The organism is Kitasatospora sp. NPDC127035 (assembly GCF_042726075.1).
Taxonomy (GTDB): Bacteria; Actinomycetota; Actinomycetes; order Streptomycetales; family Streptomycetaceae; genus Kitasatospora.
On record NZ_JBHXDN010000034.1, the window covers coordinates 87,701 to 102,190 of the forward strand.

At 72.3% G+C, this 14,490-nt stretch carries 11 protein-coding genes; 10 read left to right on the forward strand and 1 reads right to left on the reverse strand.

Annotated features, from left to right (window positions below; translation table 11 throughout):
• The first annotated feature begins 119 nt into the window (after positions 1–119).
• Positions 120–1,304, forward strand: coding sequence for a spermidine/putrescine ABC transporter substrate-binding protein (locus ACFWIC_RS23270; RefSeq protein ID WP_329882904.1), 1,185 nt, complete (start codon positions 120–122; stop codon positions 1,302–1,304).
• 127 nt (positions 1,305–1,431) lie between these two features.
• Here ACFWIC_RS23270 and ACFWIC_RS23275 read toward each other — a convergent pair whose 3' ends face one another.
• Positions 1,432–3,081, reverse strand: coding sequence for a PucR family transcriptional regulator (locus tag ACFWIC_RS23275; protein ID WP_329951689.1), 1,650 nt, complete (start codon positions 3,079–3,081; stop codon positions 1,432–1,434).
• Between the two features lie 424 nt (positions 3,082–3,505).
• Between ACFWIC_RS23275 and ACFWIC_RS23280 the strand changes: the two genes are divergently transcribed.
• The 9 genes from ACFWIC_RS23280 (at position 3,506) to ACFWIC_RS23320 (ending at position 13,966) form a co-directional block, all read left to right on the forward strand.
• Positions 3,506–5,020, forward strand: coding sequence for a gamma-aminobutyraldehyde dehydrogenase (locus ACFWIC_RS23280; protein WP_380519908.1), 1,515 nt, complete (start codon positions 3,506–3,508; stop codon positions 5,018–5,020).
• A 42-nt stretch (positions 5,021–5,062) separates the two neighbouring features.
• On the forward strand, positions 5,063–6,316 hold the full coding sequence (locus tag ACFWIC_RS23285) for a spermidine/putrescine ABC transporter substrate-binding protein (protein WP_380361828.1): 1,254 nt from the start codon (positions 5,063–5,065) through the stop codon (positions 6,314–6,316).
• Between the two features lie 30 nt (positions 6,317–6,346).
• Positions 6,347–7,486 (forward strand): ABC transporter ATP-binding protein, encoded by a 1,140-nt coding sequence (locus tag ACFWIC_RS23290; RefSeq protein ID WP_380519909.1) that lies wholly within the window; start codon positions 6,347–6,349, stop codon positions 7,484–7,486.
• Positions 7,483–8,427, forward strand: a complete 945-nt coding sequence (locus tag ACFWIC_RS23295) for an ABC transporter permease (protein ID WP_329882909.1) — start codon at positions 7,483–7,485, stop codon at positions 8,425–8,427. Before ACFWIC_RS23290 ends, ACFWIC_RS23295 begins: the two co-directional genes overlap by 4 nt.
• Positions 8,427–9,230 carry an ABC transporter permease gene (locus ACFWIC_RS23300; protein ID WP_380519910.1) on the forward strand — a complete coding sequence of 268 codons (804 nt, stop codon included), beginning with the start codon at positions 8,427–8,429 and terminating at the stop codon, positions 9,228–9,230. Before ACFWIC_RS23295 ends, ACFWIC_RS23300 begins: the two co-directional genes overlap by 1 nt.
• A gap of 45 nt (positions 9,231–9,275) precedes the next feature.
• Positions 9,276–10,670, forward strand: a complete 1,395-nt coding sequence (locus tag ACFWIC_RS23305; RefSeq protein WP_329951695.1) for an FAD-dependent oxidoreductase — start codon at positions 9,276–9,278, stop codon at positions 10,668–10,670.
• Between the two features lie 171 nt (positions 10,671–10,841).
• The gene (locus ACFWIC_RS23310; protein ID WP_329882912.1) at positions 10,842–11,273 is read left to right on the forward strand and encodes a hypothetical protein; all 432 of its coding nucleotides are present in this window, start codon (positions 10,842–10,844) and stop codon (positions 11,271–11,273) included.
• A 131-nt stretch (positions 11,274–11,404) separates the two neighbouring features.
• Positions 11,405–12,166 (forward strand): hypothetical protein, encoded by a 762-nt coding sequence (locus ACFWIC_RS23315; RefSeq protein WP_329951696.1) that lies wholly within the window; start codon positions 11,405–11,407, stop codon positions 12,164–12,166.
• A gap of 276 nt (positions 12,167–12,442) precedes the next feature.
• The gene (locus ACFWIC_RS23320) at positions 12,443–13,966 is read left to right on the forward strand and encodes a CoA-acylating methylmalonate-semialdehyde dehydrogenase (RefSeq protein ID WP_380519911.1); all 1,524 of its coding nucleotides are present in this window, start codon (positions 12,443–12,445) and stop codon (positions 13,964–13,966) included.
• The last annotated feature ends 524 nt before the right edge of the window (positions 13,967–14,490 follow it).

The window sequence follows — 14,490 nt, forward strand, 5'->3', positions numbered from 1 at the left end:
GCGGGCGGCCCCCCTGCCGGTGGGGGGGGGCGCCCCCCGGCCCCTCGCCCCCACCACACCCGCGGGGGCGCCCGGGGGGCCCGGGGCGCCGGGGCCCGCCCCACGCCCCGGAGGCCCCCATGTCCCCCACCACCCCGACCCGCCGTGCCCTGACCCGCCGCAGCGTGCTCGGCACCGCCGGGCTGCTCGGCGCCGGCACCCTCACGGGCTGCGGAATCCCGTCCGCGTACGTCGCCGAGGAACGCCGGTCCGCCCCCGACCGCTCCGGGGACGAGCCGCGGCTGGTCTTCTCCAACTGGACCCAGTACATCGACGCCGACGACGACGGACGGCGCCCGACCCTGGACGCCTTCACCGAGCGGACCGGGATCGCCGTCACCTACACCGAGGACATCAACGACAACGACGAGTTCTTCGGCAAGATGGGCCCGGTGCTCACCCAGGGCACCGACCCCGGCCGGGACCTCATGGTGGTCAGCGACTGGATGGCCGGACGGTACGTCTCGCTCGGCTGGGTGCAGACCCTGGACCGGGCCAACCTGCCCCACGTCACCGCCCACCTGGATCCGCAGCTGGCGGCGCCGGCCTTCGACCCCGGACGGCGGCGGAGCGTGCCGTGGCAGTCCGGGATCACCGGCATCGCCTACAACCGCAAGGAACTCGGCCGCGAGTTGCGCTCCACCGCCGACCTCTGGGCGCCCGACCTCAAGGGCCGGGTCACCCTGTTCGCCGGACTGGACGAGGCGCTCGGCCTGCTGATGCTCGCCCACGGCGCCGACATCGCCGCGTTCACCGCGGACGACGCGCACCGGGCCATGGACCAGGTGCAGAAGATGGTCGACACCCGGCACGTCCGGCGTTTCACCGGCAACGACTACACCAGCGACCTGGCCTCCGGCGCCGCGCTGGCCTGCCAGGCGTACTCGGGGGACGCCGTCCAGCTCATGGCGGAGAACCCGGACCTCGACTTCGTGGTGCCGGAGGAGGGCGGCGAGCTCTGGGCGGAGAGCCTGCTGGTCCCCAACCGGGCCGGGCACAAGCGCAACGCGGAGCAGCTGATCGACCACTACTACCAGCCGGAGGTGGCCGCCGAGCTGGCCGCCGCCGTGCAGTACATCTGCCCGGTGCCCGCCGCCCGCGAGGTGCTCGCCGCCAGCGGGGAGAAGGAGAAGGCGGAGCTGGCCGAGCACCCGCTGGTCTTCCCGACCGAGGAGATGCGCGCGCGGCTGCACACCATGCGCGACGTCACCTCGGCGGAGCGGCCGGTCCTCCACAAGGTCTGGGGCCGGATCACCGGCGTCTGACACTGTGACACCCGGCGCCCTGACACCCTGACACCCAGCGCCCCGGCGACCCACCGCACCGGCGACCCCCACCGACCCGGCGCCGAGGCGGGCCGTACGGGGCGGCCCGCCTCGCGGCGGGTCACGCTCAGCGCCGGACGGCGTCCAGCGCGAGCAGGGCGACGTGCAGCGACAGGCAGGACTCCACCTGGTCGAGGTCGACCCCCAGGATCCGTTCGACCTTGTGCAGCCGGTCGTAGAAGGACGGCCGGGACAGGTGCGCGGCGTCGGCCGCCGCCGACTTGTTCCGGCCCTGCTCCAGATAGATCCGCAGCATCCGGACCAGCTGGCCGTTGTGCTCCGCGTCGTAGGCGAGCAGCGGGCCCAGCTCGCGTTCCACGTAGGTCTGCAGCCGGGCGTCGTCGCGCAGCAGGTGCAGCAGGCCGCGCAGCCGGACGTCGGGCAGCCGGTAGTACGCCGCCGCCCGGCCGCCGGGCGCGTCGTGCAGGGCGGCGTCGGCGACCTGGGTGGCTTCCAGCAGGGTTCGCCGGGCGTCGCGGACCGAGCCGACCGAGGAGCCGACCGCGACGACGGGGGACGGCGCGGCCGCGTCGCGTGCGGCCTCGGCGGCCAGCCTTCGCAGCGCCGCCGCGAAGGCGTCCAGCGAGGCGTGTTCCTCCTGCTGGGGGCCGAGGGCGATCAGGACGCCGACGCCCTCGTCGTCCAGCGCGCCGACCAGGGCGGAGAGCCGGCAGGCGCGGACCGCGCTCGCCGCCAGCTCGGTGAAGTCGCGCAGCCGGGCCTGTGCCTCCAGCGCGGCGGGGATCGGGCCGCGGCGCTGCCGCAGCACCACGCCGACCAGTCGGCGGCTCTCCAGCGGGACGCCGAGCGCCTGGGCGCGCAGTGCCACCTCGGAGACGGTGAGGGCATGGGTGAGGATGCCGGAGAGCAGGGTGCGGTGGGTCTGCCGCTCCAGGCTCTCCCGGTCGCGGACCACCAGCCGGTTGAGGGCCAGGGCCGAGGCGCCGCGCTCCAGCAGCATGGTGTTCGGGTGCGGGCCGTCGTCGGACAGCGGGCCGGGGTCCTGGACCAGGACCAGCCGCCCCCAGTCCTGGCCGCGGGCGCCGACCGTGGTGACCAGCCAGCCGCTGCGCGGGTCGTGGCCGGTGCGGCCGGGCGGGCGGACCCCGCGCGAGCGGCGTTCCCAGTCCTCCAGCAGGTCGGCCTCGGGCCGGCCGGCGGGGTCGTGGGTCAGCACCTGGTGGGCGAGGTTCTCCAGGACGACCGGGGCACCCGCTATCCGGGCGACCTGGCGGACCACCTCGACCGGTTCGGCGCCCTCCACGACGAGCTCGTTGAAGACCTGGTGGATCGCCTCCGAGGTGCGCAGCTGCTCCAGCTGGGCGTTGACCACCAGGGCGTGCACCGCTTCGGTGACGGCGACGAAGCGCAGCTCGCGGCGGAGCGCGATCAGGGGCAGGCCCCGCTGTTCGGCGGCGTGCACCAGGGCCCGCGGCAGGGTGTCGAAGTAGCGCCGGCCGAACTCGATGACCAGCCCGGCGACGCCGACGTCGGCGAGGTCGCGGACGTAGCGGGCCAGTCCCTCGCGGTCCTCGGGGAGGGCGATGCCGGTGCTGAGGACCAGCTCGCCGCCCTGGAGCACGCCGGCGACGTCGGGCAGCTCGCTGACGTGCACCCAGCGGACCGGGCGTTCCAGATGGGCGGCGCCGGCGACCACCTGGGGCAGGCCGCGCCGCATCACCTCCAGGTCCAGGACATGGGCGACGGTGGGGAGCATCGCTGCCTCCAGGGTTCAGAGTGTCAGGTAAATCATCCATCCCGGCGACGACCTGTCACCCCGACCGAACCTTTGCACCCTGTAAGGCCCTGAGCTTCGAGGTTGGCGGAGTGACCCTTGTCACGCCCCTGCGGCATTGGGCATGGTCAGCGGGTCGGCTGTGGCGAAACACGGGCATCACCCCCGGAATCCGTGGCGTAACCAGAAAGCAACAGCGGAATCCCTTGCCGGACCCCCATCGGTCTTGCCAGGATCGCGGATCCCGGCGACCTGTCGGAACGGATTCCCCTGGACCGCGGGCGCGGCGACTCGACCAGTCCGACCACGCCGAACGGGCCCCTCGTCCACCGGCGCGTGCGGCCCCGCAGGGATGATCAAGGACGCCGTACGGGCGGTCGAACCACCGGGAACTTGGAGGAACCAGATGGACCTGACCGATTTCGGCGCGGGCGCGCAGTACATCGCGGGCCGGTCGGACCGGGGGAGGGGCGAGCCCTTCCAGGTCGTCAACCCCGCCGACGGCAGCGTGGTCGAGCAGGTCACCCTCGCCTCCACCGGGCAGGTCGACGAGGCCGTCGCCGCCGCCCGGGCCGCGCTGCCGGAGTGGGCGGGTGCCACCCCCGGCGCACGCTCCGAGGCACTCACCCGGCTGGCCGCCGTCCTCACCGGCGCCGCCGACGACCTGGCCCGGGTGGAGACCGCGCAGACCGGCAAGCCGATCAAGCTCTCCACCGAGTTCGACGTCCCCGGGACGATCGACAACACCGCCTTCTTCGCCGGCGCCGCCCGCAACCTGGAGGGCCGGGCGGCCGGCGAGTACTCCGGTGACCACACCTCGTACGTGCGGCGCGAGCCGATCGGCGTGATCGGCTCGATCTCGCCGTGGAACTACCCGCTGCAGATGGCCGCCTGGAAGGTCCTCCCGGCGATCGCGGCGGGCAACACCGTCGTCCTGAAGCCGGCCGAGCTGACCCCGCTGACCTCGCTGATGTTCGCCCGGGCCTGCACCCTGGCCGGCATCCCGGACGGCGTGGTCAACGTGGTCACCGGCGCCGGGCGGACCGCCGGGGAGCACCTGGTCGCCCACCCGGACGTCGCGATGGTCTCCTTCACGGGCTCCACCCCGGTGGGCCGCCGGGTCGCCGAGCTGGCCGCCGCGACCGTCAAGCGGACCCACCTGGAGCTCGGCGGCAAGGCCCCCTTCGTGGTCTTCGACGACGCCGACCTGGACGCCGCCGTGCACGGCGCGGTCGCCGCCTCGCTGATCAACAGCGGCCAGGACTGCACCGCCGCCACCCGCGCCTACGTCCAGCGGCCGCTCTACGACGCCTTCGTGACCGGCGTCGCGGAGCTGTACCGGGCCGTCCGGGTGGGCGACCCGCTGAACCCGCGGACCGACCTCGGCCCGCTGGTCTCCCACACCCACCGGGACCGGGTGGCCGGCTTCGTCGAGCGCGCCCGTGCGGCCGGCGCCACCGTGGTCGCCGGCGGCGCGACCGGCACCGAGGGCCACGACGGCACCGACCTCACCCCCGGCGCCTACTACCTGCCGACCCTGATCACCGGTGCCGCGCAGGACAGCGAGGTCGTCCAGGGCGAGATCTTCGGCCCGGTGCTGGTGGTGCTGCCCTTCGACACCGACGACGAGGGCCTGCGGCTGGCCAACGACACCCCCTTCGGCCTGGCCGCCTCCGCCTGGACCGGCAACGTCCACCGCTCGCTGCGCGCCACCCGCGAGCTCGCGGCCGGCTGCGTCTGGGTGAACGACCACATCCCGATCATCAGCGAGATGCCGCACGGGGGCTACAAGTCCTCGGGCTACGGCAAGGACATGTCCCAGTACTCGATGGACGAGTACACCCAGGTCAAGCACGTCATGTTCGACACCACCGCTGTGGCGCGCAAGGACTGGCACCGCACCGTCTTCGGAGACAGATAACCCCCGGGGACCCCCACCCCCCTGCCCCAGGAGGCCCGTTCCATGGCGTTCAACGAGCTCACCGACGGTCTGCCCGATCCGGTCCGCAAGGCCTGGGAACGCAGCCTCACCAGCGGCCGGGCCGCGGTCGGCCGCCGCACCGTACTGCGCGCCGCCGCCCTGGCCGCCGGCGCCGGGACCCTGGCCGCCTGCGGTATCCCGCCGGCCAGGACCGCCGGCACCGGTGACTCCACCGCCAACGCCGCCGAGGACCTCTCGGAAGGCGAGAAGGAGGTCAACTTCTCCAACTGGCCGCTCTACGTCGACGCCGACGAGAACGACAAGGAGAAGCACGGCACCCTGGAGGCCTTCACCGCCGCCACCGGCATCAAGGTCAGGTACACCGAGGACGTCAACGACAACGTCGAGTTCTTCGGCAAGGTCAAACCGCAGCTCGCGGCCGGCCAGGACACCGGCCGCGACCTGGTGGTGCTCACCGACTGGATGGCCGCCCGGCTGATCCGCCTCGGCTGGGCGCAGAAGCTCAACCCGGCCAACGTCACCACCGCCATCACCACCGTCGAGTCCCGCTTCCGCGCCCCCGACTGGGACCCGGGCCGGCTCTACTCGTACCCCTGGGCCGGCATCCAGACGGTCATCGCCTACAACCGGAAGGCCACCAGGGGCAAGGAGGTCGGCAGCATCTCCCAACTGCTCGACGACCCCGACCTCAAGGGCCGGGTCACCTTCCTCTCCGAGATGCGCGACAGCGTGGGCATGACCCTGCTCGACCTGGGCAAGGACCCGGCGAAATTCACCGCCGACGACTACGACGCCGCGATCGCCCGGCTGCAGAAGGCCGTCGACAGCAAGCAGGTCCGCCGCTTCACCGGCAACGACTACGGCCAGGAGCTGTCCTCCGGCGACATCGCCGCCTGCGTCGCCTGGGGCGGCGACCTGATCCAGCTGCGCGCCGACAACCCGGACATCGAGTTCGTCATACCGGAGAAGGGCTTCGTCTCCTCGACCGACAACCTGCTGGTCCCGGCCAAGGCCCAGCACAAGACCAACGCCGAGAAGCTGATCGACTTCTACTACCAGCCGAAGATCGCGGCGCAGCTGGTCGCCGGCATCGGCTTCGTCTCCGCCGTCACCGGCATGAAGGACGAGCTCGCCGCACTCTCCCCCGACACCGCGGCCAACCCCCTGGTCGTCCCCACCCCCGAGATGGCGGCCAGGGCGCACGTCTTCCGCACCCTCACCGAGGCCGAGGAGAGCTCCTTCGAGGAGAAGTTCTCCAAGCTCATCGGCGCCTGACCCCCGACGGCCGCGACCAGAGAGACCCCCATGACAGACCAGCTGCGCACCCCGGCCGGCGGCGACGTCCGCCTCACCGGCATCGGCAAGACCTACGGCGCCTTCACCGCCGTCCAGCCGCTCGACCTGACCGTCCCGCAGGGCTCCTTCTTCGCCCTGCTCGGCGCCTCCGGCTGCGGCAAGACCACCACCCTGCGCATGATCGCCGGTCTGGAGGAGCCCACCTCCGGCACCGTCCTGATCGGCGGCCAGGACGTCACCGCGCTGCCCCCGTACAAGCGCCCGGTCAACACGGTCTTCCAGAGCTACGCGCTCTTCCCGCACCTCGACATCTTCGAGAACGTCGCCTTCGGCCTGCGCCGGCGCGGCAAGAAGGACGTCAGGAAGCAGGTCGAGGACATGCTCGAACTGGTCGAGCTCGGCGCGTACGCCCGGCGCAAGCCGCACCAGCTCTCCGGCGGCCAGCAGCAGCGCGTCGCCGTGGCCCGCGCCCTGATCAACCACCCGCAGGTGCTGCTCCTCGACGAGCCGCTCGGCGCCCTCGACCTCAAGCTCCGCCGCCAGATGCAGCTGGAGCTCAAGCGGATCCAGACCGAGGTCGGCATCACCTTCGTCCACGTCACCCACGACCAGGAGGAGGCCATGACCATGGCCGACACCATCGCGGTGATGAACGGCGGCCGGGTCGAACAGCTCGGCGCACCCGCCGAGCTCTACGAGAACCCCGCCACCACCTTCGTGGCCAACTTCCTCGGCCAGTCCAACCTGCTGCCCGCCGACGTCACCGGCAGCGCCGGCGAGGACCTGCTGCTCACCGCCGCCGGTACCCGGCTCACCGTGCCCCGGGCCCGTTGTGCCTCCGAGGCCAAGCGGGTCCACCTCGGGGTACGGCCGGAGAAGATCACCATCGAGCACGGTTCCGCCGAGGTCGCCGACGGGCGCAACCGCCTGGTCGGCACCGTCGTCGACTCCAGCTTCATCGGCGTCTCCACCCAGTACCTGGTGCGCACGGACGGCGGCCAGGAGGTCACCGTCTTCGAGCAGAACATGGAGCGCGACGCCCGGATCGTCCCCGGGGCCCCGGTCGTCCTGCACTGGAACCCGGCGCACTCCTTCGCCCTGGACGCCGCCCAGGCGATCGACGCGGGCACCGGGGAGGCGGCGGCATGACCACCACCATCCCGGCGGCCCCCGCGGAGGCCATACCCCCCGACGGCGCCCGCCCCCCTGGTCCCGGACCGCGCCCCCGGCGACGGCTCACCCCGTACTGGCTGCTGCTGCCCGGCATCGCCTGGCTGGTCGTCTTCTTCGCGGTGCCGATGGTGTACCAGGCGTCCACCTCGCTCCAGACCGGCTCGCTGGAGGACGGCTTCCGGGTCACCTGGCACGTCGCGACGTACTGGGACGCCCTGGTCGAGTACCGGTGGCACTTCGTCCGGTCGTTCGGCTACGCCGCCACCGCGACCGTGCTCTGCCTGGCCATCGGCTACCCGCTCGCCTACACCATCGCGTTCAAGGCGGGCCGGCGCTGGCGCAACGTCATCCTGATCCTGGTGATCGCGCCGTTCTTCACCAGCTTCCTGATCCGCACGCTGGCCTGGAAGACCATCCTCTCGGACAGCGGCCCGGTGGTCGGCGCGCTCGACGCGCTGCACGTCCTCGACGTCACCGGCGCGCTCGGCCTCACCTCCGGCGACCGGGTGCTCGCCACCCCGCTCGCCGTGGTCTGCGGTCTCACCTACAACTTCCTGCCGTTCATGATCCTGCCGCTGTACACCTCGCTGGAGCGGATCGACCCGCGCCTGCACGAGGCCGCCGGCGACCTCTACGCCCGCCCGTTCACGACCTTCCGCAAGGTGACCTTCCCGATCTCGCTGCCCGGCGTCGTCGCGGGCACCCTGCTCACCTTCATCCCGGCGTCCGGCGACTACATCAACGCGCAGCTGCTGGGCTCGCCGAGCGAGCAGATGGTCGGCAACGGCATCCAGAAGCAGTTCCTGAACGTGCTCGACTACCCCACGGCAGCCGCGTTGAGCTTCATCCTGATGGCCCTGATCCTGGGCGTGGTGACGGTCTACATGCGCAAGGCCGGGACGGAGGAACTGGTCTGATGTCCAGAGTGATCACATGGATCCGCCGCAACCTGGTGGTGCTCGCCGGCCTGCTGGCCCTCGCCTACCTGGTGCTCCCCAACCTGGTCGTGCTCGCCTTCTCGTTCAACAAGCCGGTCGGCAAGTTCAACTACGAGTGGAACGAGTTCTCCACCGACGCCTGGACCGACCCCTGCGGCGTGGCCGAGATGTGCGGTTCGCTGTCGCTCAGCCTCCAGGTCGCGGTGGCCGCCACCGTCGGCGCCACCGTGCTCGGCACCATGGTCGCCTTCGCACTGGCCCGCTACCGGTTCCGCGGCAAGGGCGCCACCAGCGCCATGATCTTCCTGCCGATGGCCATGCCGGAGGTGGTGATGGCCGCCTCGCTCGGCACGCTCTTCCTCAACATGCGCATCCCGTTCGGCTTCACCACCATCCTCATCGCGCACATCATGTTCTGCCTCAGCTTCGTGGTGACGGCGGTCAAGGCCCGTGTGATGAGCATGGACCCGCGGCTCGAACAGGCCGCCCAGGACCTCTACGCGACCCCCGTCCAGACCTTCCTGAGGGTCACCCTGCCGCTCGCCGCCCCCGGCATCGCGGCGGGCGCGCTGCTCAGCTTCGCGCTCTCCTTCGACGACTTCGTCATCACCCAGTTCAACTCGGGACCGACCACGGTCACCTTCCCGATGTTCGTCTGGGGCGCCTCGCAGCGCGGCATCCCGGTCCAGGTGAACGTCATCGGCACCGCGATGTTCGCCGCCGCGGTCGTGCTCACGGTGGCCGGCCAGTGGCTCGGCAACCGTCGCAAGGCCGCCGCCTGACCAACCCTCCGTACCGTTCTACGTGCAGAAAGTGGCTGATAATGCATGGACTCCGCCCGCGCGCTCGCTGACGCCAGGCCCACCCCCTTCTGGCTGGAGGACCCCGGCCGCCCCCCGGCCCTGCCGGCCCTGGCCGGTCCCACCACCTGCGACCTCCTGGTCGTCGGCGGAGGCTACTCCGGCCTGTGGACGGCCCTGATCGCCAAGGAACGCGACCCCTCGCTGGACGTCGTCCTGGTCGAGGGGCAGGAGATCGGGTGGGCCGCGTCCGGGCGCAACGGCGGGTTCTGCGCCGCCAGCCTCACCCACGGCTTCGGCAACGGCCTGCAGCGCTGGCCCGCCGAACTCGGCCGGCTGGAACGCCTCGGCGCCGCCAACCTGGACGGCATCGAGGCGACCCTGGAGCGGTACGGCATCGACGCCGAGTGGGAGCGGACCGGCGAGATCGACATCGCCACCCAGCCCCACCAGCTCGACGAACTCCACGAGCTCGCCGAGGCCGTCGCCGAGTACGGCCTCGACCTCACCGTGCTCGACGCCGACGCGCTGCGGGCCGAGGTCGACTCGCCGACCTTCCTCGGCGGCGTCTGGGACCGGGACGGCGTGGCCATGGTCCATCCCGCCAAGCTGGCCTGGGGCCTCCGGGCCGCGTGCCTCGCCCAGGGGGTGCGGATCTTCGAGCACACCCCCGCGCTCGACCTGAACGACGACGGCGCCGGTATGAGCGTCCGGACCCCGCACGGCCGGGTGTTCGCGGGCAAGGTCGCCCTCGGCACCAACGCCTTCCCGTCCCTGCTCCGGCGCGTCCGTCCGTACATCGTCCCCGTGTACGACTACGCCCTGATGACCGAGCCGCTCACCGACGAGCAGCTCGCCGCCATCGGCTGGCGCGGCCGGCAGGGCCTCAGCGACAGCGCGAACAAGTTCCACTACTTCCGGCTCAGCGCCGACAACCGGATCCTCTGGGGCGGCTACGACGCCGTCTACCACTTCGGCGGACACCTGCGCCGGGAGTACGACCAGCGGCCGCAGACCTTCGACACCCTGGCGCAGAACTTCGCCCGCTGCTTCCCCCAGCTGGACGGCGTCCGCTTCACCAACGCCTGGGGCGGTGCCATCGACACCTGCAGCCGGTTCTCGGCGTTCTACGACACCGCCCACCGCGGCCGGGTCGCGTACGCCGCCGGGTACACCGGCCTCGGCGTCGGCGCCACCCGCTTCGGCGCCGAGGTGATGCTCGACCTGCTGTCGGGGGAGCGCACCGAACGCACCGACCTGGAGATGGTCCGCCGCAAGCCGCTGCCCTTCCCGCCCGAGCCGGTCCGCTGGGCGGGCATCGAGATCACCACGCGGTCGCTGGAGCGCGCCGACCGCCTCGGCGGCCGGCGCAACCTCTGGCTGCGCGCCCTCGACCGGATGGGGCTCGGCTTCGACAGCTGACCGGTAGCCGGTAGCCGACGGCCGCGGCCGTCGGGTCGCCCAGGTGTGACCCGGGCGACCCTTGGACCTGTGTAAGAGAGACCCGCCGTCCGCCTCTCGTTGGTGACGGCGGGTCTCACTGTCCCCCGCCGTGTCTCGGACAGCACCGACGCGAAGAAGCGGGGACCACACATGGAACACACCGGACTGCACTGGCTGGCCCAGGCGGCACCGGACCCGGAGGCCTTCCGGGAACAGTGGGAACGCACCGGCTTCGGCCTGATGCTGCTCCCCGCCGGGCGTCGCTGGGACCTTCTCTCGGTGCCCGGCCGGCTCGGCCGGCCCGCCGTGGACCTGCTCGGCGCCCGGTCCTGCGGACCGGTCCTGGCCGACTTCGGGGACGAGCACATCGGGTTCCTGGTCCCCGTCGGCACAGCCGCCCGGTGGGTCGGCACCGGCGTGCGCTGCGCGGGCGAGGGGACCTGGATCGTCGTGCCGCACCCCGGCCGGCGCAGCCGGGGCGTCCGCTGGCTGGTCCCGCCCGACGGCACCGGACGGCTCAACGACCCGGTCGTCCTGGAGCTCGTCCTCCACGAGGCCGCCGCGGGGCTCAGCGACGGGTGAACCGCCGGGCCGTCCCCGGGCCGTCTCCGGGCCGTCCCCCTGCCGGTCGGGCTCGGCGGCCCGGCAGCCACCCGCCCGGAACGGTGCGGGGGAGCGGCGCACGGGATGGCGCGGCGCGCCAGACTGGAGGGGTGACCACTGCCCCGGACGCCGTCGACCCGTCCCTCCGCCCGGACCCGGCCCAGCTGCGTCTCGCCGAACTGGCCAGGCCCGTCTGCGACCGGACCGGACTCGCCCTCGCCGGTGGGCACGCCCTGCGCGCCCACGGCGTTCCGGCCTGCCCCCAGGACGGGCTCACCCTGGTGGCCGACGGCACCACCGACCTGCCGCAGGCCGCCGCCGAGCTGGCCGCCACCTACCGGGCGGCCGGCGGCGGGGTCGCCGAGCGGCCGGGCACGCCGCGCATGGAACAGCTCTCCGTCCGGCTCACCCTCGGTGGGAGGTCGCACGCCGTCGAACTGCGGAAGGAACCGCTCGGCCACCGGCCGGTCCGGGTCGGCCTGGGCGGGCCCGAGGCCCCGCTGGCGGTGACGGCCGTCGCGCTGGAGGACGCTGCGGCGCTCACCACGGCGCTGCTCGCCGACCGGGCCCTGCCCCGTGACCTCATCGACGTGCACGCGCTGACCGCCTGGTACCGGGAGGGCGAGCTCCTCGCGCTGGCCACCGCGCTCGATGCCGACTTCCAGCCCGCGGTGCTCGCCGACCGGCTGGAGACCCTGGCCGAGGCCGCCGACGGCCGGTTCCGGGCCCGGGGCTGTCCCGCGGAGGAGGTCGACGCGCTGAAGCGGTGGGCGCTCGCGTGGGCACAGGACCTGAGGCTCGACCTGCTGGAGACCCAGGAGGCGGCCGACGGCCTGCACGACCCGTACCTGGAGGACGAGGAGGAGGCGTGACCTCTCCCGCCCTGCGCCCTCCGTCGTCCGCCCCGCGCCCCCTCCTCCCGGCCCTCGGGAGCCACTCCGGCCTGCTCTCCGGGCGCCCGCCCGACGACCTGTAAGGCTGAACCGTCGATACCCGTCAGCCTGTTCGTTGAGCCCGTCGGCGAGGGCGACCAGACTGGGTGCCGAGCGCGGTAGCCCCGTGACCCCGTCGCCCGGCCACCGCGCGGGCGGCGTCACACAAGGGACCGGTGGCTTGATGCCGCCCGGGACTTCGGAGGCAGACGGACCTTGAGCAAGCACATCACCCACTGGATCGGCGGCCGGCCGGTCGCCACCGCCGGTGCCGCGCCCCGTCGCGGTGACATCTTCGACCCGGCCACCGGCCAGGTCACGGGCCACGTCGACTTCGCGGAGACCGCCGAGGTCGACCAGGCGGTGGCCGCCGCCGCCTCGGCGTTCACCGAGTGGCGCACCGCGTCGATCGCCAAGCGCACCTCCGTGCTCTTCGCCTTCCGCGAGCTGCTCAACGCCCGCCGGGACGAGCTGGCGTCGATCATCGTCGGCGAGCACGGCAAGGTGCACTCCGACGCGCTCGGCGAGATCGCCCGCGGTCTGGACGTCGTCGAGTACGCCTGCGGCATCCCGCAGCTGCTCAAGGGCGGCTTCACCGAGCAGGCCTCCACCGGTATCGACGTCTACTCGATCCGCCAGCCCCTCGGCCCCGTCGCGATCATCTCGCCGTTCAACTTCCCGGCCATGGTGCCGATGTGGTTCTTCCCGATCGCGGTGGCCGCGGGTAACACCGTCGTCCTCAAGCCCTCCGAGAAGGACCCGTCCGCCGCCAACTTCCTGGCCGGGCTGTGGAAGGAGGCCGGCCTGCCGGACGGCGTCTTCAACGTCGTGCACGGTGACAAGGTGGCCGTCGACCGCCTGCTGGAGCACCCGGACATCAAGTCGGTCAGCTTCGTGGGCTCCACCCCCATCGCCCGGTACGTGTACGAGACCGGCACCCGCTACGGCAAGCGCGTCCAGGCGCTCGGCGGCGCCAAGAACCACATGCTGGTCCTGCCCGACGCCGACCTCGACCTGAGCGCCGACGCCGCCGTCAACGCCGGCTTCGGTGCGGCCGGCGAGCGCTGCATGGCGGTCTCCGTCCTGGTCGCGGTCGACCCGGTCGGCGACGAGCTGGTCGAGAAGATCAAGCAGCGGATCGCCACCCTCACGGTCGGCCCGGGCTGCAACGGCGAGTCCGAGATGGGCCCGCTGGTCACCGGCCAGCACCGGGACAAGGTCACGTCCTACGTCGAGTCCGGTCTCGCGGACGGCGCCGAGCTCGCGGTCGACGGCCGCAAGCACCCGGTCACGGTCGAGGACCGTCACGGCGCGCCCACGGCGGACGGCTTCTGGCTGGGCCCGACGCTGTTCGACCACGTGAAGCCCGGCATGTCCGTCTACACCGACGAGATCTTCGGCCCGGTGCTCTCGGTGGTGCGGGTCGCCTCCTACGAGGAGGGTCTGGCGCTCATCAACGACAACCCCTACGGCAACGGCACCGCCATCTTCACCAACGACGGTGGCGCCGCCCGGCGCTTCCAGTACGAGGTGGAGGTCGGCATGGTCGGTATCAATGTGCCGATCCCGGTTCCGGTCGCCTACTACTCCTTCGGCGGTTGGAAGGCCTCGCTGTTCGGCGACGCCCACGCCTACGGCGCGGACGGCGTTCACTTCTTCACCCGCGGCAAGGCCGTCACCCAGCGCTGGCTCGACCCCTCGCACGGCGGCATCAACCTCGGCTTCCCGACCAACAGCTGAGCCTCCCGACGGCGGGTTCCCCCGTCCGTCGCCGGGCCCCGCAGGCCGGTCCGCTCCCCGGCGGACCGGCCTGCGGGCTTTCCGCGGCCGGCGCCGCCCGGGAGGGTTTGCACCTCCACCCCATCGGGCGTAGTGTTCTCTAGTCGCTCGGCAGGGAGCACCGGACACGCATCAGCGCGGACGGTCCCGGGGCGGCCAATCCTCTGAAACACCACTTCCCGTGCGGATCGTGTCGCGTCATGCCTTTCGGCTTTCACGGCGCAGGTCTTATTCGGTGTGCTCATTTCAGGGGATTGCGGCCGGATTCGCTTTTCGGAGCGGGGGTCGGCTAGAGTTTGAAACGTCGGACGGGGCGTCAAGCCGCAGAAGACGCCAGCGAGTTGGACGAAGGAAGCGCCGGAAGCGGAGCGGAAAGCGTCTGATAAGCTCAAAGTACGAAAGCGAGTCAGGTGAGTGAAACTCCGGAAAACGGAGCGGAAAACGTCTGGTAAGCTGGAAACACGAAAGAACGAAGCGCCCGGAGG